Origin of the sequence: Streptomyces panaciradicis (assembly GCF_023516615.1) — a bacterium.
GTDB classification, from domain to species: Bacteria; Actinomycetota; Actinomycetes; order Streptomycetales; family Streptomycetaceae; genus Streptomyces; species Streptomyces panaciradicis.
In genome coordinates this window covers 1-18,122 of record NZ_JAMGBF010000031.1, presented here as the reverse complement: position 1 = coordinate 18,122, position 18,122 = coordinate 1, and the positions used below count along the sequence as shown (strand labels likewise).

Here is an 18,122-nt window from a genome sequence, read left to right as displayed (position 1 = left end):
GCAGTACGGCGATGGCACGGAACATCCAGTCGCTCGAACGGGCGGCCGCGATGCTGCGGCTGCTCGCGGGCGGCGAGCGGCGGCTCGGCCTCTCGGACATCGCCTCGTCGCTCAGTCTCGCCAAGGGCACCGCCCACGGCATACTGCGCACCCTCCAGCAGGAGGGTTTCGTCGAGCAGGACGAGGCCTCCGGGCGCTATCAGCTGGGAGCGGAGCTGCTGCGGCTGGGCACCACCTATCTGGACGTCCACGAGCTGCGCGCGCGTGCCCTGGTGTGGACGGACGACCTGGCCCGCTCCAGCGGCGAGAGCGTGTACCTCGGGGTGCTGCACCAGCAGGGCGTGCTGATCGTGCACCACGTCTTCCGGCCCGACGACAGCCGGCAGGTGCTGGAGATAGGGGCCATGCAGCCGCTGCACTCCACGGCCCTGGGCAAGGTCCTGTCGGCCTACGACCCGGTCGCGCACAGCGAGGCGATGGAGGCCGACCGCAAGCCGTTCACCGACCGCACGGTGTGCGAGGCGGAGGACTTCGAGCACATCCTCGACATCACGCGCGCGCGTGGGTACGCGGCCGACGTCGAGGAGACCTGGGAGGGCGTGGCGTCCGTCGCCGCGCCCATCCACGACCGGCGGCGCATGCCGGTCGGCGCGGTCGGCATCACCGGCGCCGTGGAACGGCTGTGCCGGGCCGAGGAGAAGGACGCGCTGCGCCCCGAGCTGATCGCCGCCGTGCGGGACTGCGCCCGCGCCGTCTCGCGGGATCTGGGAGCCGGGCGCTTCTGAACCGGCGGTTCGATGACCGGGACGCCTCTGGGCGCGTCCCGGTCTCACCCGTACCCTGACACAACGGACGTACCACCCGGCCGGTACGCAGGGTGCTTGTTACTCCGCCGTACGCATCTGACCAGCAAGATCGACGACTCACGGCAATCAGTAACGATCGTGCTTTCGACAACAGAACTCTTGACGCACACGTGACGCCGCGGCGAGACTCCCGTCCATCGGTCGGCATTGTCGAACACCTACCGGCAATACGCGTTAGAGTGTGACAACGCCAAGGGCCGACACCGCTCTCACCCCGAGGGCAGCTCGAACCTCCGGAGGGACCCGGGGTTCGGTCCCCTGGACGAAGGACAAAGGAGTCGCGGGTGTCCAGCTCCGACATCTTCATCGGCGAGACCATCGGTACCGCCATACTCATCCTGCTCGGCGGCGGCGTCTGCGCGGCCGTCACGCTGAAGGCCTCCAAGGCGCGCAACGCCGGCTGGCTCGCCATCACCTTCGGGTGGGGCTTCGCCGTGCTGACGGCCGTCTACACCTCGGCGCCGCTGTCCGGCGCCCACCTCAACCCGGCCGTGACGCTCGCGCTCGCCATCAAGGACGGTGACTGGAGCAACGTCCCGGTCTACTGGGCCGGCCAGCTGCTCGGCGCCGCGATCGGCGCGACCCTGGTGTGGGTCGCCTACTACGGCCAGTTCCACGCGCACCTGACCGACAAGGAGATCGTCGGCGGCCCCGGTGCGCAGGCCACGACGGCCAAGGCCGTGGAGGCGCAGGAGAAGGGCGCGGGCCCGGTCCTCGGCGTCTTCTCCACCGGTCCGGAGATCCGTGTCGTGTGGCAGAACCTCGCCACGGAGATCATCGGCACCATCGTGCTGGTCCTGGCCGTGCTCACGCAGGGCCTCAACGACAAGGGCAACGGCCTGGGCACCCTGGGCGCGCTGATCACCGCGCTCGTGGTCGTCTCGATCGGTCTCTCCCTCGGCGGCCCGACGGGCTACGCGATCAACCCGGCCCGTGACCTGGGTCCGCGCATCGTGCACGCCCTCCTGCCCCTGCCCAACAAGGGCGGCTCCGACTGGGGCTACGCCTGGATCCCGGTGGTCGGTCCGCTGATCGGCGGCGCGATCGCTGCAGGCATCTACAACGTCGCTTTCGCCTAAAGCAACTCGGTAGACCTTCCCCCATCTCACGGAACCCAGGAGCACACAGTGACCGACGCGCACACCGCCGGCCCCTTCATCGCCGCCATCGACCAGGGCACCACCTCCAGCCGCTGCATCGTCTTCGACCGGGACGGCCGTATCGTCTCCGTCGACCAGAAGGAGCACGAGCAGATCTTCCCGAAGCCGGGCTGGGTCGAGCACGACGCCAACGAGATCTGGACCAACGTCCAGGAAGTCGTCGCCGGGGCCGTCCAGAAGGCCGGCATCACCCGCGACGACATCAAGGCCATCGGCATCACCAACCAGCGCGAGACGACGCTGCTGTGGGACAAGAACACCGGTGAGCCCGTCCACAACGCCATCGTCTGGCAGGACACCCGCACCGACGCCCTGTGCAAGGAGCTCGGCCGCAACGTCGGCCAGGACCGCTTCCGCCGCGAGACGGGTCTCCCCCTCGCCTCCTACTTCGCCGGCCCGAAGGCCCGCTGGCTGCTCGACAACGTCGAGGGCCTGCGCGAGCGCGCCGAGCGCGGCGACATCCTCTTCGGCACCATGGACACCTGGGTCATCTGGAACCTGACCGGTGGTGTCGACGGCGGCAAGCACTACACCGACGTCACCAACGCCTCCCGCACCATGCTGATGAACCTGCACACGCTGGAGTGGGACGAGAAGATCGCCGAGTCCATCGGCGTGCCGCTCGCGATGCTGCCCGAGATCCGCTCCTCCGCCGAGGTCTACGGCGAGATCAAGGGCGGCAAGCTGGGCGAGCTGCTCGGCGGCATCCCGGTAGCCTCGGCGCTCGGCGACCAGCAGGCGGCCCTGTTCGGCCAGACCTGCTTCTCCGAGGGCGAGGCCAAGTCGACGTACGGCACCGGCACGTTCATGCTCATGAACACCGGTGAGAAGATCATCAACTCGTACTCCGGTCTGCTCACCACCGTCGGCTACCGCATCGGCGACGACGCCCCGGTCTACGCCCTCGAGGGCTCGATCGCCGTCACCGGTTCGCTGGTGCAGTGGATGCGCGACCAGATGGGCCTGATCTCCACCGCCGCCGAGATCGAGACGCTCGCGCTCTCCGTCGAGGACAACGGCGGCGCCTACTTCGTGCCGGCCTTCTCCGGTCTGTTCGCCCCGCACTGGCGCTCGGACGCCCGCGGTGTGATCGCCGGCCTGACCCGGTACGTCACCAAGGCGCACCTGGCCCGCGCCGTCCTGGAGGCCACCGCCTGGCAGACCCGTGAGATCACGGACGCCATGACCAAGGACTCGGGCGTGGAGCTCACCGCGCTCAAGGTCGACGGCGGCATGACCTCCAACAACCTGCTGATGCAGACCCTCTCGGACTTCCTGGACGCCCCCGTGGTGCGCCCGATGGTCGCCGAGACCACCTGCCTCGGCGCCGCCTACGCCGCCGGTCTCGCCGTCGGCTTCTGGACCAGCACCGACGACCTGCGCGCCAACTGGCGCCGGGCCGCCGAGTGGACCCCCCGCATGGACGCGGACACCCGCGACCGTGAGTACAAGACCTGGCTCAAGGCCGTCGAGCGGACCATGGGCTGGATCGAGGACGAGAGCTGACGAGCGCCCCGCAAGGCTCGCGGCTCCGATGAGGAGTAAGAACCCGACATGACCAGTCAGACCACCCTGCAGTCCGTGCCTGCCCTCGGTACGCACCCGGCCTCCGGCTCCAACCCGAGCCGCGCCGAGACCCGGGAGCAGCTCTCCAAGGCGTCGTACGACCTTCTCGTGATCGGCGGCGGCATCCTGGGCATCTCCACCGCCTGGCACGCCGCGCAGTCCGGCCTCAGGGTGGCTCTGGTCGACGCCGGCGACTTCGCCGGCGCCACCTCCTCCGCCTCCTCCAAGCTGCTCCACGGCGGTCTGCGCTACCTGCAGACCGGCGCGGTGAAGCTGGTGGCGGAGAACCACTTCGAGCGCCGTGCGGTCTCCCGCCAGGTGGCTCCCCACCTGGCGAACCCGCTCACGTTCTACCTCCCCGTGTACAAGGGCGGTCCGCACGGCGCGGCGAAGCTCGGGGCGGGCGTCTTCGCCTACTCCGCGCTCTCCGCGTTCGGTGACGGCGTCGGCCACCTGCTGTCCCCCGCGCGGGCCGCGCAGGACGTGCCGGAGCTGCGCACCGACAACCTCAAGGCCGTCGCCGTCTACGGCGACGACCAGATGAACGACGCCCGCATGGCGCTGATGACGGTCCGCGCGGCCGTCGAGGCGGGCGCCGTCGTCCTCAACCACGCCGAGGTGACCGGGCTGCGGTTCACCCGGGGCCGGGTGACGGGCGCGGACCTGAAGGACCGTACGACGGGCGACGAGTTCGGTGTGAACGCCCGTCTGGTGCTGAACGCGACCGGCCCGTGGGTCGACCACCTGCGCCGGATGGAGGACCCGAACGCCGCCCCGTCGATCCGGCTGTCGAAGGGCGCGCACCTGGTCCTGAAGCGGACCTCTCCGTGGAAGGCCGCGCTGGCGACCCCCATCGACAAGTACCGCATCACCTTCGCCCTCCCCTGGGAGGACATGCTGCTGCTCGGCACGACCGACGAGGAGTTCGAGGGCGACCCGGCGGACGTCGCGGTCACCGAGAAGGACATAGCCCAGATCCTGGACGAGGCCGCGTTCTCGGTCCGCGACCAGCAGCTGTCCCGTGACCTGATCACGTACTCCTTCGCGGGTCTGCGCGTGCTGCCGGGCGGCCCCGGCGACACCGCCAAGGCCAAGCGCGAGACGGTCGTCTCCGAGGGCCGGGGCGGGATGCTGTCCGTCGCGGGCGGCAAGTGGACGACCTTCCGGCACATCGGCCGTACGGTCATGAAGAAGCTGGAGGCCCTGCCGGGCGCTCCGCTCGGTGACGACTTCGAGCCGATCGCCTCCCTGCCCAGGAAGCTGCCGCTGCCCGGTGTCGCCAACCCGCGCGCGGTCGCGCACCGGCTGCTGGTGGACAACCCGGCGCCCGGGCCGCGCATGGCCGCCGACACCGCCAAGCACCTGGCCACGCACTACGGTTCGCTGGCCTTCGATATCGCGCGGCTGGCGAACGAGAACCCGGAGCTGGGCCGGCGGGTCCACCCCGACGCCCCGGAGATCTGGGCGCAGGTCGTCTACGCCCGGGACAACGAGTGGGCCGAGACGCCCGACGACGTGCTGCGCCGCCGGACGACGCTGACGATCCGCGGCCTGGCCACGGACGAGGTGCGCGCCAAGGTCCAGGACCTGCTCGACGAGAAGTGACCGCGCACCGGCCCTCCACCCGACCGGGGGCCGGCACGGACGGGAACGGCCCCTCTCCCCGGGGCGCCGGACCCCGGTGAGAGGGGCGGCTCCCTGCCGACGGAGCCGCCCCTCTCGCGTGCCCGCGGGCGCCGGCCGCCGACCTGGAGGCGGGTACCTGGGCGGGCACATAATGAGGTCAGACATCCGAGGTCTCGGCACGGTGCGGCGACAGGGATGGGCGAGAGGGAGGCCGGTCATGGCAGTCACCGACGAGGCGATCGAGAAGATCAAGGGCATGATCGTCTCCGGGGCGCTGCGCCCGGGCGACCGGCTGCCCAAGGAGAGCGAACTCGCCTCCGAGCTGGGCCTGTCCCGCAACTCCCTGCGCGAGGCCGTCCGCGCCCTGTCGCTGATCCGGATCCTGGACGTGCGGCAGGGCGACGGCACCTATGTGACGAGCCTGGACCCCCAACTGCTGCTGGAGGCGCTGAGCTTCGTCGTGGACTTCCACCGCGACGACACCGTCCTGGAGTTCCTGGCGGTGCGCCGCATCCTGGAGCCGGCCGCGACGGCGATGGCGGCCTCCCGGATCAGCGAGCAGCAACTGGACGCGCTCTCCGCCCAGTTGGAAAAGCTCGGGGACGCCCCCTCGGTGGAGGAACTGGTCGCCTGCGACCTCGACTTCCACCGGGGCATCGTGCAGAGCTCGGGCAACTCGGTGCTGTGCTCACTGCTGGACGGCCTGTCGGGTCCCACCACCCGGGCCCGGATCTGGCGCGGTCTGACCCAGGAGGACGCCGTCAGCCGCACCCTGCGCGAGCACCGGGCGATCCTGTCGGCCCTGCGGGACCGGGACGCGGAGGCGGCGCGGTCCTGGGCGACGGTGCACATCGCGAGCGTGGAGCAGTGGCTGCGGTCGTCGCTGTGAGCGGCCTGCCGCCGAGGGGTGGCCCGGGGTGGCGATCTTGGGTGTCCGGGGCATCCGTACGGGGCAGTGATCCGTTCACTCCCCCGTGCAAGGGGGCTGCGGGCGCCCCCGCGGAACGCCGTAAGGTTGGTGGGTCAAGCGAGGGCACGTCGGAAGGAGGCACTGGGTGATCGAGCTCGAGGGGGTTCCCGAGCTGATCGACCCGGTCATGGTGGCCGCGTTCGAGGGCTGGAACGATGCCGGTGACGCAGCCTCCGCCGCGGTCGGGCATCTGGACAGGGAGTGGAAGGGCGAGGTGTTCGCGGCGCTCGACGCCGAGGACTACTACGACTTCCAGGTGAACCGCCCCACGGTGTGGATGGACGCGGGAGTACGCAAGATCACCTGGCCGACAACAAGGTTGTCGGTGGTGCGGGTGGGCGGTGACAAGCCGCGCGACCTCGTGCTGGTGCGGGGCATCGAGCCGTCGATGCGGTGGCGTTCGTTCTGCAACGAACTGCTGGGCTTCGCGCACGAGCTGGGCGTGGAGCTGGTCGTCATCCTCGGCGCCCTGCTGGGCGACACCCCGCACACGCGGCCGGTCCCGATCAGCGGAACGACGTCCGACGCCGACCTGGCTCAGCGGATGGACCTGGAGGAGACCAAGTACGAGGGCCCCACGGGCATCGTCGGCGTCCTCCAGGAGGCCTGCACGCACGCGGGCGTGCCGGCGGTCAGCCTGTGGGCGGCCGTGCCGCACTACGTGTCGCAGCCGCCCAACCCCAAGGCGACGCTGGCGCTGCTGAACCGGCTGGAGGACCTGATCGACGTGCGCATCCCGCTGGGCGAGCTGCCCGAGGACGCGCGCGCCTGGCAGGTGGGCGTGGACCAGCTGGCCGCGGAGGACAGCGAGGTCGCCGAGTACGTGCAGACGCTGGAGGAGGCCCGGGACACCGCGGAGCTGCCGGAGGCGTCCGGCGAGGCGATCGCCCGGGAGTTCGAGCGGTATCTGCGGCGGCGGGACGGGCACACGAAACCGCCGACGACTCCGCCGAAACCCGGCGGGGAGGACGACGATTCCTCCGAGGAGTGACCGAGAGGGGCGGTGCGCCGGGCGCACCGCCCCTCTCGTGTCCCCGGACTCCGGCGACGGTCCGTGACCTTTGGCCGGATTGACGCGTGACATCTTTTTCCGGACGGATTGCACACGTTACCCAATTCAACTTGTTTCAAACGGAGTTGGTGAAAACGGTCTGGACGCCTCGCCGTCGGAGTGCTTGGTTGTGCAGCGAAGGCGCACCCGCGCGGACCGAAGGGAGCGGCAGCGATGAGCGACCAGGTACAGCCGGCGCAGGGCCCCGGAGCCTCCGGGCCGGGCCCCGACGGAGCGGGATTCACCTATCGCGGAGCCGAGCAGGAACTGATCGTCGTCGCCCGCCCCGAGGCCAGGCTGCGCGCCCGGCCCGAGGGCGTGCGCTCGGCGGCCGGCGCCGACGTCTCCGCGCTCGAGATGTTCCTCGGCGACGAACAGCTCACGCTGGAGCCGCTGTTCGGCAGCGAGGAGCGGCTCCAGCAGTCCTCCGCCCCGCCGGGCGAGCAGGGCGTGCCCGACCTCGCGCTGTTCTACCGGGTGCGCGGCGGCGAGAGCCGCGCCCAGGAACTGCGTTCACGGATCGCGGCGCTGCCGGGGATCGAGACGGCGTACGTGAAACCGGGCGCGGTGCCGGCCACCGTCACCGGCGGCAGCGGCCGGCTGAAGGAAGGCGCCCCGGCCACACCGGACTTCAGCGGCCGGCAGGGCTACCTGCGCCCCGCCCCCGAGGGGGTAGACGCCCACTGGGCCTGGCAGCGCCCCGGTGGGACCGGTCAGGGGGTGACGGTCATCGACGTCGAGGGCGCTTGGCAGTTGGGCCATGAGGACCTGGCCGCCAAGCTGGCCGGCGTCGTGGTCGGCACTCCCCTGACCGACCTCGCGTGGCGCAACCACGGCACCGCGGTGATCGGCGTGATCGGCGGCGACCGGGGCGAGTTCGGGGTGAACGGCATCGTGCCCGACGCGGTGACCGCGGCCGCCTCCTTCCAGGGCATCGGCACGGCGGCGGCGATCCACGCGGCGGCCGACCGGCTCGGCCCCGGCGACGTCGTCCTGGTCGAACTGCACCGGCCGGGGCCGCGGTTCGAGTACGCCGAGCGCGACGACCAGCGCGGCTGCATCCCCCTCGAATGGTGGCCGGACGACTTCGCGGCCATCCGGTACGCCACCGCCAAGGGCGTCCTGGTCGTCGAGGCGGCGGGCAACGGCGCCGAGTCGCTCGACGACGCTCTCTACGAGCGCCGACCGGACGAATTCCCCGAGTGGTGGCGCAACCCGTTCAACTCCTCCCACCCGTCCTCGTCCGCCGTCCTCGTCGGCGCGGGCGCGCCACCGCCCGGCACACACGGCCGCGACCACGGCCCGGACCGCTCCCGGCTGGCGTTCTCCAACTACGGCGCCCGGCTGGACGCGCAGGGCTGGGGCCGTGAGGTGACGACCACCGGCGGCTCCTGGGACCGGCCCGGCGATCTGCAGGGCGGACCCGAGGAGATCGCCTGGTACACGGACACGTTCTCCGGGACCTCCTCCGCCTCCCCGGTGGTGGTCGGCGCGCTGGCCGCGCTGCAGGGCATGCTCAAGGCGGCCGGCCAGCCACCGATGTCCCCGGAGCGGGCCCGGCTGGTGCTGCGGGCCACCGGCTCCGCGCAGCAGGACGCACCGGGCCGCCCCGCCTCCCAGCGGATCGGCAACCGGCCCGACATCAAGGCGGCCGTCACCCATCTGCTGCCGCAGGCGATCGGCTCGGGCCGCGCCGAGCGGTACTGGGACGAGCTGCTGCCCTACCCCCGTGAACTTCCGCCCAGGCTCCGCCTGTTCGTGGCCGGCGCCTGGCGCAACCTCGATCGTCCGTCCCCCGAGCTCCGCCAGGCGGTGCACGCCGCGTTCGCGGGGGGACGGCCCGACGTCCGGGTGTGGTTCTCGGACGACGAGATCGTCGGCCTGGTGGTCTCCGGCTGACGGTCCGGCAAGGCAAGGCCTCACATCAAGGGAAGGTGACATCCGTATGAGCATCACCCCGCAGATGGGCCACATGGAACAGCAGGGCCGGCACGGCCAGGCGTTCCCCAGCACCTCGCCCTACGAGCAGCAGAACTTCGAGCAGCAGAACTTCGAGCAGCAGAACCTCGGGCAGCAGAACCTCGGGCAGCAGCAGGGCTACGGCCAGCAGCAGCCGTTCGGGCAGCAGCAGTCCGCCGGCTGGCCCGGCGCCGGCATGATGCCGCAGCTGCAGCAGCTGGGTCAGCAGCAGCCCTTCCACCAGCTGCTGGAGCAGCTAGGGCAGCAGCAACAGCAGCCGTTCGGACCGCAACAGGGCCAGCTCGGCCAGCAGATGCAGCAGCAGGACCAGCAGGCGCGGCAGCAGGAGCAGCAGACCCAGCAGCAGCTGGCGCAGCTCGCGCAGTCGGTGGTCCAGCAGGTGATCCAGCAGGTCCAGACGCAGGCGCTCGCCTCCGGCGTGGCGAACGGCTTCGTCGACATCCCGCAGCCGCTGCAGGGCCAGCCGCAGCAGGTCTACCTGCGCATCAACGGCCAGTTCCGGGTCCTGAACAACCCCGTTCCGCAGCTGCACCAGCAGATCCAGGAGGCCTTCGCCCTCGGTCACCAGGTGATCGGTGTCTGGGACACGCAGTCCCCGAACATCCTGCGCAGCGTGCGGATCCAGCGGATCTGACGCGGCCCGCACAGCGCACGAGGGGCGCCTCCCCGCGGGGGAGGCGCCCCTCTCGTACGACCTGCCTACAGGGCCACGCCGAGCAGCGCGTCGACGGCGCGGGAGACCACGCCGGGGGCGCCGGTGTCCGTGCCGCCCTGTTCTTCCTGGAGCGCCGCCCAGCGGTCGACCGCGGCGAGCGCGGCCGGGGCGTCCAGGTCGTCGGCGAGGGCCTCGCGAATCTCCTCGACGAGGGCCTCGGCGGGCGGCCCGTCGGGCCGGGAGACGGCGGCGCGCCAGCGGCCGAGCCGGTCCACCGCGTCCTGGAGCACCTGGTCGGTCCACTCCCAGTCGGAGCGGTAGTGGTGGGCGAGCAGGGAGAGCCGGATCGCGGCGGGGTCGACGCCGTCGCGGCGCAGCTGCGACACGAAGACCAGGTTGCCCTTGGACTTCGACATCTTCTCGCCGTCGAGGGCGACCATGCCGGCGTGGACGTACGCCTTGGCCATCGGGAACTCGCCGGTGAGCACCTGGGCGTGGGAGGCGCCCATCTCGTGGTGCGGGAAGGCGAGGTCGGAGCCGCCGCCCTGGACGTCGAAGGTCATGCCGAGGTGGTCCAGGGCGATGGCGACGCACTCGATGTGCCAGCCGGGGCGCCCGCGGCCGAGGGAGCCGCCGTCCCAGCTGGGCTCGCCCTCGCGGGCGGCCATCCACAGCATCGGGTCGAGGGGGTTCTTCTTGCCCGGGCGGTCCGGGTCGCCGCCGCGCTCGGCGGACAGCAGCCGCATGGCGGCCGCGTCCAGGCCGGAGACCTTGCCGAAGTTCGGGTCGGACTCGACGGAGAAGTAGACGTCGCCCTCGAGTTCGTAGGCGGCGCCCGCCTCCCGCAGCCGCTCCACGAGCGGCACGATGCCCGGTATCGCCTCGACCGCGCCGATGTAGTGCCGCGGCGGCAGCATCCGCAGGGCGGTCATGTCCTCGCGGAAGAGGGCCGTCTCCTTCTCGGCGAGGGCCACCCAGTCGACGTCGTCCCGCTGCGCGCGCTCGAGCAGCGGATCGTCGACGTCGGTGACGTTCTGGACGTAGTGGACCTGCCGCTTGGTGTCGAGCCACACGCGCTGAACGAGGTCGAACGCGTTGTAGGTCGCCGCGTGCCCCATGTGGGTGGCGTCGTACGGGGTGATGCCGCAGACGTAGATACGGGCGACGGGACCGGGGTCGAGGGTGACGAGGCCGCCGGTCGCGGTGTCGTGGATCCTCAGGTCGCGGCCCTGACCAGGCAGGGCGGGGACCTCGGAAGCGGGCCAGGCATGCATGTCATGAGCCTAACCGGACGGATGTTCCGTATACGAACCGGACCGGGCCGGATGGCCGGTAAGGCCGTCTTGCGCCGCAGCGAACCGTCTGCTCCTACACGGGCGGCCAGGGAATGGCCGGCCATTCCCCGCTCGGCTCGGGGTGTCTGCCCGTCTCCAGCAGTACGGCGACACGCGCGCGCGTGGCGTCGAGTTCCGCGGGGGTGATCAGCGCGCCGAGCCGCTCGGCGAGCGCGGCGCCGGGACCGAGAGACTCCTTGAGTCCCTTCAGGACCGTCACCGCCTCCTCGGTCAGCGGCTCCCCCGCCCAGCCCCACAGCAGGGTGCGCAGCTTGTTCTCGGTGTTGAAGGTCACTCCGTGGTCGATGCCGTAGAGCCGGCCGCCTCCGCCGGGCAGCAGGTGGCCGCCCTTGCGGTCGGCGTTGTTGATGACCGCGTCCAGGACGGCGAGCCGGCGCAGCCGCTCGTCGTCGGCGTGCACGAGGAGGGCCGTGCGGCCCTCGCCCACCTCGGCCAAGCCGATGGCCTTCCAGCCGGCCTCGGGTTCCTCGCCGTCCACGAGGGCGAGCAGCTCGGTGTCCGGCTCGCCGTCGATCCACGCCTGGCACATGCCCTCGCCGAAGGGCCCGTCGCGCAGCACGGTGGGGGGCACCAGCCCCCAGCCGGTGGCCTCGGAGACCTCGTACGCGGCGACCTCGCGCTGGGCGAGGGTGCCGTCGGGGAAGTCCCACAGGGGGCGTTCGCCGCGCACCGGCTTGTAGACGCAGGGGACCTCCTCGCCCTCGTGGGCGACGGAGCAGTACAGCACGGCGTTGGAGGCGTCCCGGATCTGCCCGCGGACCGTGAGCTCACCCCGGGTGAGCAGCTCGACCGTGGTCACGCTCCGCGGCGGTATCCGTTCTGGCGCGGACATACGTGTCCTTCCGGGTCGAGCGGGAGGCTGCACAGCGGGCACGGCGGCCGCCCGGCGTTGACGACGTCCAGGGCACGCTTGGCGAAGGCTCTCGCCTGCGCGCCGGTCAGCCGGACCCGCAGCATCGGGGGTCCGTTCTCCTCGTCCTGCAGCAGGCGCTCCTCGGCCTCGGCGAGGTCCTCCTCGGACTCGGCGTCGAGTTCGACGAGGGCCTGCGCCTCGACGATCATGCGCTGCTCCTCGCCGTCCCAGGCGAGGGCCATGGTGCCGACCCGGAACTCCTCCTCGACGGGGGTGTCCAGCGGGTCGGTGTCGGAGATCTCGGTGGGTGCAACGGCCGGGACGGCGGCGTTGCCGCCGCTGCGCCGCACCACTTCGTCGAGCAGCTCGTCCATGCGCTCGGCGAGTGCGGCGACCTGGGTCTTCTCCAGGGCCACGCTGGTCACCCGGGAGCCTGCGATGGCCTGGAGGAAGAACGTACGGCGTCCGGGAAGCCCGACCGTACCGGCCACGAAGCGGTCCGGGGGGTCGTAGAGGAACACCTGACGGGACACGTCCTGTCTCCTGGAGTCGAAGATCGGCAACGGCGCTAGTGCGACCGCTTCACCCTACTGCGCCCGACGATCACGGTGCGCCCGCGCCGCCCCCGACCGTGGCGTCGCCGGCCGGGGGTTCTTCGCGCGGCGCCAGTGACGCGAAGTCACCGGTGTCGCCGAGGCGTACGAGAAACGGCCTCAGACGGGTGTAACGGATGGCGGTGATGGAACACGGTTCGACGGAGATCCTCTGGAAGAGGTCGAGATGAAGTCCGAGTGCGTCCGCGACGAGCGACTTGATGATGTCGCCGTGCGAGCACATGAGGTACACGGCGTCGGCGCCGTGGTCGCGCTCCACGCGCGCGTTCCATTCTCGTACGGCTTCGGCGGCGCGGGACTGCATCGCGCGCATCGATTCGCCGCCGGGGAACGCGGCGGCCGAGGGGTGCGCCTGCACGACCTCCATGAGCGGCTCGTCCTTGAGCTCGGCGAGCTTGCGGCCGGACCAGTCGCCGTAGTGGGCCTCCCCGATCCGCTCCTCGGTGTGCGCGGTGAGCTCGGGCCGGGCGCGCAGGAGCGGCTCGATCGTCTCCCGGCAGCGCTGCAGCGGGCTGCTGACGACCTCGGAGATCGGCAGCCCTTCGAGCCGTCCGGGCAGCGCGGCGGCCTGTGCCGCCCCGCGCTCGTCGAGCGCGACACCGGGTGTCCACCCGGCGAGCACTCCCTCGGTGTTGGCGGTGGAACGTCCGTGCCTGACAAGGATCAGCGTGGGCATGCGGCCAAGGGTAGGCGCCCGAAGAGGTGCACCCGCCGTACTACGAAGGGAGAATACGCTCCGTGATCGTCGACTGTGCCATCTACCGCGACGGGCGCCGGACGGAGGGGCCCTCGGACCTCTCGGACGCGCTCGCGCAGTGCCGTCGCGGGCCCTACGACTTCGTCTGGATCGGCCTGTACGAGCCGACGGAGGACGAGTTCGACAAGGTCACGGAGGAGTTCGGGCTGCACCCGCTGGCCGTCGAGGACGCCCTGAAGGCGCATCAGCGGCCCAAGCTGGAGGTCTACGACGACTCGCTGTTCGTGGTCCTCAAGCCGGTGGGGTACGAGCCGAAGAGCGACATCGTCACCGCCGGCGAGGTCATGGTCTTCGTAGGCGACTCCTTCGTGGTGACCGTGCGTCACGGCGAGGAGGCGCCGCTCGCCGATGTGCGGCACCGGCTGGAGGAGGAGCCCGAGAATCTCCGGCACGGTCCGACGGCGGTGCTGTACTCGATCGCCGACGCCGTGGTCGACCACTACGTCGAGGTCGCCGACGAACTCGGCACCGACCTGGAGGAGCTGGAGGCGGAGGTGTTCTCGCCGACGCTCGGCGGCTCACGGCACACCGCGTCCCGCATCTACGCCTTCAAGCGGCAGGTCATGGAGTTCCGCCGGGCGACGGGCCCGCTGGCGCAGCCCCTGGCCCGGCTCGCGGGCGGGGGCCTGTCCGGCGGGCGGGTGCCCTTCGTGCACGAGAAGGCGCAGCCCTTCTTCCGCGACGTCAGCGACCACCTCACGCGCGTGAACGAGTCCGTGGAGGGCCTGGACCGGCTGGTGTCGGACGTGCTCTCGGCCCATCTGGCGCAGACGGGCGTCCGGCAGAACGACGACATGCGGAAGATCTCCGCGTGGGCGGCCATGGCCGCGGTCCCCACGATGATCGCCGGGATCTACGGCATGAACTTCGACCACATGCCGGAGCTGCACTGGTGGTGGTCTTACCCGGCGGTGATCGCGCTGATGGCCGTCCTGGAGGTGCTGCTGTACGGGCTGTTCAAGCGCCGGGGCTGGCTGTAGCGGGGCCGGGCCCCCGCGGGCTCAGGCGAACTCGGCGGAGGTGGTCGCCGGTCCGCCGAGCGCGTCGCGCCGCTGGGGCATGCGCAGGCTCACCATGCGCCGCCAGCCGGCGATCCGCTCGTAGACGTACACGGCGTGGATGCCGGCGGCGAGCACCGCGGACTTGGCCCTCGGCCAGCGGAGGATGCGTCCCATGTGGTCCATGACGGCGAGGCTGACGTCGCGGTAGACGCGGATCTCGGCGAGCGCGCACTCGCGCAGGATGCGCTGGATGGCGCGGCCGTGTCCGGCGTACGCGAGGCGCAGCAGTTCCTCGTGGCAGTAGGCGAGGTGGTTGTCCTCGTCGCCGGAGATCATCCGGACGGCGCGCCCGATGTCGGGGTGGTCGGAGAAGTGCCGGCGCAGCAGTTCCATCTGTTCCGAGGCGCGCTGTTCGGTGACCCTGCTGTGGGCGAGGTAGGTGACGATGTCCTGCTCGGTCAGCGGCCGGTCGCCCTTGAGCTTGTCGTGGGCCAGGCCGATGCCGTGGCGCTCCAGGAGCATCGTGTAGTCGGTCTCGGGCGGGACCGGGACGGGTTTCAGGCCGCGCTTTCTCATCAGGGCGGTGAAGATCCGTCCGTGCTTGTCCTCGTCGGCGCCGTGCCGGGTGATCTTGGGCGCGAGCGCGCGCTCGCTCTCCGGCACGAGGGCCGCGATGCGGCCGTTCTCCCAGCCGCCCTGCGACTCGCCGCTGGCCGCGATGGAGCAGAAGAGCGCGAAGGACCGGTCGTCGTCGAGGATCTCCTGGAACAGACTCTTGGCCGAAAGCATCGTGGGCACCTCTCCGCAGGACTCGCCGATGTCGCGGATGTCGCGGGTTCCGGAGCATTCCGCAAAGAACGAGTCAAGTGCGGCCTTCGAGGTGCCGCAACAGCTGTGCCGGACAACTGCGCCAAAAGGGGGAGGCGCCCGGTCACGTCCAGGGCGTAACCGCGGGTGCCGCGGCGCGTTGTTCCCCGTGACGGCCGTGGCGGGGAAGACCCCCGAGCCCCCACCACGGCCGCGGAACGATGCGAGTGCCCCGGCCGGGCGTCAGGCCAGGCCGGCGCGCTCCAGGGCCTCGGTGCCGGCGCGGAGCGAAGCGAGCCGCTCCTCCAGCGTGAAGCCCGCCGGGTTGAGGCTCAGGGTGGTCACCCCGGCCGCCGCGTACTCCTTCATCCGGTCCGCGATGCGGTCGACGGAGCCGAGGAGGGTGGTCTGGTCGATCAGCTCGTGCGGGACGGCGGCCGCGGCGCCCTGCTTGTCGCCGGCCAGGTACTTCTCCTGGACCTCGGCGGCGGCCGCCTCGAAGCCCATGCGCTGGGCGAGCTGGTTGTAGAAGTTCTGCTTGGCGCTGCCCATGCCGCCGACGTACAGCGCGGTGTAGGGGCGGAAGGCGTCGGCGAGCGCGGTGACGTCCTTGTCCTCGCCGACGGCGAGCGGCAGGGTCGGGTGGACGTCGAAGCCGTCCATGGTCTTCCCGGCCTTCTCGCGCCCGGCGCGCAGGTACTTGACGGTCGTCTCCTCCAGGTGCGCGGCGGAGGGGAAGATCAGCAGGGCGCCGTCGGCGATCTCGCCGGTCTGCTCCAGGTTCTTCGGGCCGATCGCGGCGATGTACAGCGGGATGTGCTCGCGCGTGGGGTGCACGGTCAGCTTGATCGGCTTGCCCGGGCCGCCGGGCAGCGGCAGCGTCCAGTGCGCGCCCTCGTACGACAGCCGTTCGCGGCTCATGGCCTTGCGCACGATCTCGACGTACTCACGCGTGCGTGCCAGCGGCTTGTCGAACTTGACGCCGTACCAGCCCTCGGAGACCTGCGGTCCGGAGACGCCGAGGCCGAGGCGGAAGCGGCCGCCGGACAGGGAGTCCAGGGTGGCGGCGGTCATGGCGGTCATCGCGGGCTGGCGCGCGGGGATCTGGAAGATGGCCGAGCCGACGTCGATCCGCTCGGTGTGGGCGGCGACCCAGCTGAGCACGGTGGCCGCGTCGGAGCCGTAGGCCTCGGCGGCCCAGCACACGGCGTACCCGAGCCGGTCGGCCTCCTTGGCGACCTCCAGGTTGTCCGCGTCCATTCCGGCGCCCCAGTAGCCGAGGTTGATCCCGAGCTGCATGGCCGTTCCCCTTACCGATCAGTAACGTCGTCCTGTTGCGCAGACCCTAACCTGTGGAAACTGGTTGTCCACAGGCCCCCACACCGCAGGTTCCGGACAGTAATCTCGGCGTTCATGGAGCAGAGGCATCTCGGCCGCACCGGCCTTCGCGTGTCCCGTATCGGACTCGGCACGCTCACCTGGGGCAGGGACACCGACGAGCACGACGCCGCGGACCTCTTGAAGACCTTCTGGGAGGCCGGCGGCAGCCTCGTCGACACGGCCGACGTGTACGGCGACGGGGAGGCCGAGTACCTGCTGGGACGCCTCATAGAAGGGCTGGTCCCGCGCCGGGACCTGGTGATCTCCACGAAGGCGGGCAGCGTGCCCGACCCGGACCGCCGCTTCGACGGCTCGCGCGGCCATCTGCTCTCCGCCCTGGACGCCTCGCTCGCCCGCCTCGGCACCGACTACGTCGACCTCTGGCACGTGCACGCCTTCGACCCCGGCACCCCGCTGGAGGAGACCCTCCAGGCCCTCGACCTGGCGGTCAGCAGCGGTCGCGCCCGGTACGCGGGTGTCTCCAACTTCTGCGGCTGGCAGCTGGCGAAGGCGGCGACGTGGCAGCTCGCCGCGCCGGGCACCCGGACCCGCCTGGCCAGCACGCAGATGGAGTACTCGCTGCTGCAGCGCGGCGTCGAGCGCGAGGTGCTGCCCGCCGCGCTGGATCTGGGCATCGGCCTGCTGCCGTCCTCGCCGCTGGGCCGCGGCGTGCTGACCGGCAAGTACCGCGGCGAGGCCAGGCCGGCCGACTCGCGCGGCGCCTCCGAGCACCTCTCGCGGTTCGTCGCGCCCTACCTCGACGACACCGCGAGCCGGATCGTCGACGCCGTGCAGACCGCCGCGGACGGGCTCGCCGTGACCCCGCTCCAGGTCGCCCTCGCCTGGATCCGCGACCGGCCGGGCGTGGCCGCCCCCGTCATCGGTCCGCGCAACGCGCAGCAGCTCACGGCGGCATTGTCAGTGGAGGCCCTTAGTCTTCCTGACGAGATCTGCCGGGCGCTCGACGACGTGTCGGCGCCCGTGCACCGCTATCCCGATCACGACTGGAGCACGCTGTGAGCACGGAGCCGGAGACCACGGAGCAGACCGGTCCGGAGACGCCGGACGGCGCGACGGAGGACGGCGCGACGGAGGCAGGCGCCGTGCGGGAGGGCGCCCCGGACGCCCCGGACGCCGCTGACGGCGAGGGCACGGACACGGCCACGGACACGGACGCCGAGGGCGGTACCGGCAAGCAGCAGTCCGAGGCGGAGGCCGAGTTGGCCGCGCAGCGCCTGGAGCGGGAGCGGATCGAGCGGCGCAAGGCCGAGAGGAAGGGCCCCGTCGAGGCGGGCGCCAAGCTGAGCGGCACGGCCGCCGATCTGCTGGCGGCGGTGCGGGCCGTGGAGAGCGGTCAGAAGCCCGTGGCCGCCGTCTTCGACGAGCCAGCGCCGCGCCGGCCCGCAGCCGAGCCCGTACGGCGGCCGCAGCCGGCGGCGCAGCCCGTCGCGCCCGCGGCTGTGGCGGCGGAGTCCGTCGAC

16 protein-coding genes and 1 pseudogene are annotated in these 18,122 nt (G+C 71.6%); 11 read left to right on the top strand and 6 right to left on the bottom strand.

The window, feature by feature from the left end:
- Nucleotides 1-11: 11 nt before the first annotated feature.
- The 8 genes from M8J74_RS13250 (at nucleotide 12) to M8J74_RS13215 (ending at nucleotide 9,853) form a co-directional block, all read left to right on the top strand.
- The gene (locus tag M8J74_RS13250; protein ID WP_058926321.1) at nucleotides 12-785 is read left to right on the top strand and encodes an IclR family transcriptional regulator; all 774 of its coding nucleotides are present in this window, start codon (nucleotides 12-14) and stop codon (nucleotides 783-785) included.
- 365 nt (nucleotides 786-1,150) lie between these two features.
- Entirely contained in the window at nucleotides 1,151-1,945 is a 795-nt protein-coding gene (locus tag M8J74_RS13245) for an MIP/aquaporin family protein (RefSeq protein WP_058926320.1), read from the top strand.
- A gap of 48 nt (nucleotides 1,946-1,993) precedes the next feature.
- Nucleotides 1,994-3,532: a glycerol kinase GlpK gene (gene glpK, locus M8J74_RS13240; RefSeq protein ID WP_249836577.1), complete on the top strand. Its 1,539-nt coding sequence runs from the start codon at nucleotides 1,994-1,996 to the stop codon at nucleotides 3,530-3,532.
- Between the two features lie 48 nt (nucleotides 3,533-3,580).
- Nucleotides 3,581-5,197 carry a glycerol-3-phosphate dehydrogenase/oxidase gene (locus tag M8J74_RS13235; RefSeq protein ID WP_249836576.1) on the top strand — a complete coding sequence of 539 codons (1,617 nt, stop codon included), beginning with the start codon at nucleotides 3,581-3,583 and terminating at the stop codon, nucleotides 5,195-5,197.
- 238 nt (nucleotides 5,198-5,435) lie between these two features.
- Nucleotides 5,436-6,107, top strand: a complete 672-nt coding sequence (locus M8J74_RS13230; protein ID WP_058926317.1) for a FadR/GntR family transcriptional regulator — start codon at nucleotides 5,436-5,438, stop codon at nucleotides 6,105-6,107.
- Nucleotides 6,108-6,273: 166 nt separating this feature from the next.
- Entirely contained in the window at nucleotides 6,274-7,179 is a 906-nt protein-coding gene (locus M8J74_RS13225) for a PAC2 family protein (protein ID WP_058926316.1), read from the top strand.
- Nucleotides 7,180-7,413: 234 nt separating this feature from the next.
- Nucleotides 7,414-9,138 carry a S8 family peptidase gene (locus M8J74_RS13220; protein WP_249836575.1) on the top strand — a complete coding sequence of 575 codons (1,725 nt, stop codon included), beginning with the start codon at nucleotides 7,414-7,416 and terminating at the stop codon, nucleotides 9,136-9,138.
- 46 nt (nucleotides 9,139-9,184) lie between these two features.
- The gene (locus M8J74_RS13215; RefSeq protein WP_249836574.1) at nucleotides 9,185-9,853 is read left to right on the top strand and encodes a hypothetical protein; all 669 of its coding nucleotides are present in this window, start codon (nucleotides 9,185-9,187) and stop codon (nucleotides 9,851-9,853) included.
- 65 nt (nucleotides 9,854-9,918) lie between these two features.
- Here M8J74_RS13215 and mshC read toward each other — a convergent pair whose 3' ends face one another.
- The 4 genes from mshC to M8J74_RS13195 form a co-directional block, all read right to left on the bottom strand.
- Nucleotides 9,919-11,148 carry a cysteine--1-D-myo-inosityl 2-amino-2-deoxy-alpha-D-glucopyranoside ligase gene (gene mshC, locus M8J74_RS13210; RefSeq protein WP_249836573.1) on the bottom strand — a complete coding sequence of 410 codons (1,230 nt, stop codon included), beginning with the start codon at nucleotides 11,146-11,148 and terminating at the stop codon, nucleotides 9,919-9,921.
- 94 nt (nucleotides 11,149-11,242) lie between these two features.
- Nucleotides 11,243-12,061, bottom strand: coding sequence for an SCO1664 family protein (locus tag M8J74_RS13205; protein WP_249836572.1), 819 nt, complete (start codon nucleotides 12,059-12,061; stop codon nucleotides 11,243-11,245).
- Nucleotides 12,025-12,615: a DUF3090 domain-containing protein gene (locus M8J74_RS13200; protein ID WP_058926312.1), complete on the bottom strand. Its 591-nt coding sequence runs from the start codon at nucleotides 12,613-12,615 to the stop codon at nucleotides 12,025-12,027. Before M8J74_RS13200 ends, M8J74_RS13205 begins: the two co-directional genes overlap by 37 nt.
- Nucleotides 12,616-12,685: 70 nt before the next feature.
- Nucleotides 12,686-13,372: a histidine phosphatase family protein gene (locus tag M8J74_RS13195; RefSeq protein WP_249836571.1), complete on the bottom strand. Its 687-nt coding sequence runs from the start codon at nucleotides 13,370-13,372 to the stop codon at nucleotides 12,686-12,688.
- 62 nt (nucleotides 13,373-13,434) lie between these two features.
- Between M8J74_RS13195 and corA the strand changes: the two genes are divergently transcribed.
- On the top strand, nucleotides 13,435-14,433 hold the full coding sequence (corA, locus tag M8J74_RS13190; protein ID WP_249836570.1) for a magnesium/cobalt transporter CorA: 999 nt from the start codon (nucleotides 13,435-13,437) through the stop codon (nucleotides 14,431-14,433).
- Between the two features lie 21 nt (nucleotides 14,434-14,454).
- Here the strand turns inward: corA and M8J74_RS13185 are convergent, their stop codons facing one another.
- Nucleotides 14,455-15,243 carry a ferritin-like domain-containing protein gene (locus M8J74_RS13185; RefSeq protein WP_249836569.1) on the bottom strand — a complete coding sequence of 263 codons (789 nt, stop codon included), beginning with the start codon at nucleotides 15,241-15,243 and terminating at the stop codon, nucleotides 14,455-14,457.
- A 261-nt stretch (nucleotides 15,244-15,504) separates the two neighbouring features.
- The gene (locus M8J74_RS13180) at nucleotides 15,505-16,560 is read right to left on the bottom strand and encodes an LLM class F420-dependent oxidoreductase (protein WP_249836568.1); all 1,056 of its coding nucleotides are present in this window, start codon (nucleotides 16,558-16,560) and stop codon (nucleotides 15,505-15,507) included.
- Between the two features lie 114 nt (nucleotides 16,561-16,674).
- On the opposite strand from M8J74_RS13180, the gene M8J74_RS13175 reads away from it, so the two are divergent.
- Nucleotides 16,675-17,661: an aldo/keto reductase gene (locus M8J74_RS13175; protein ID WP_249836567.1), complete on the top strand. Its 987-nt coding sequence runs from the start codon at nucleotides 16,675-16,677 to the stop codon at nucleotides 17,659-17,661.
- Nucleotides 17,658-18,122, top strand: a pseudogene (locus M8J74_RS13170) (DNA helicase RecD); the annotation flags it as partial. The gene M8J74_RS13175 and the pseudogene M8J74_RS13170, both read left to right, overlap by 4 nt.

Coding starts and splice junctions, on each gene's coding strand:
- M8J74_RS13250 (WP_058926321.1), top strand. CDS start 12: ATGGCACGGAACATCCAGTCGCTCGAACGGGCGGCCGCGATGCTGCGG.
- M8J74_RS13235 (WP_249836576.1), top strand. CDS start 3,581: ATGACCAGTCAGACCACCCTGCAGTCCGTGCCTGCCCTCGGTACGCAC.
- M8J74_RS13230 (WP_058926317.1), top strand. CDS start 5,436: ATGGCAGTCACCGACGAGGCGATCGAGAAGATCAAGGGCATGATCGTC.
- M8J74_RS13220 (WP_249836575.1), top strand. CDS start 7,414: ATGAGCGACCAGGTACAGCCGGCGCAGGGCCCCGGAGCCTCCGGGCCG.
- M8J74_RS13215 (WP_249836574.1), top strand. CDS start 9,185: ATGAGCATCACCCCGCAGATGGGCCACATGGAACAGCAGGGCCGGCAC.
- mshC (WP_249836573.1), bottom strand. CDS start 11,148: ATGCATGCCTGGCCCGCTTCCGAGGTCCCCGCCCTGCCTGGTCAGGGC.
- M8J74_RS13205 (WP_249836572.1), bottom strand. CDS start 12,061: ATGTCCGCGCCAGAACGGATACCGCCGCGGAGCGTGACCACGGTCGAG.
- M8J74_RS13195 (WP_249836571.1), bottom strand. CDS start 13,372: ATGCCCACGCTGATCCTTGTCAGGCACGGACGTTCCACCGCCAACACC.
- M8J74_RS13185 (WP_249836569.1), bottom strand. CDS start 15,243: ATGCTTTCGGCCAAGAGTCTGTTCCAGGAGATCCTCGACGACGACCGG.
- M8J74_RS13180 (WP_249836568.1), bottom strand. CDS start 16,560: ATGCAGCTCGGGATCAACCTCGGCTACTGGGGCGCCGGAATGGACGCG.
- M8J74_RS13175 (WP_249836567.1), top strand. CDS start 16,675: ATGGAGCAGAGGCATCTCGGCCGCACCGGCCTTCGCGTGTCCCGTATC.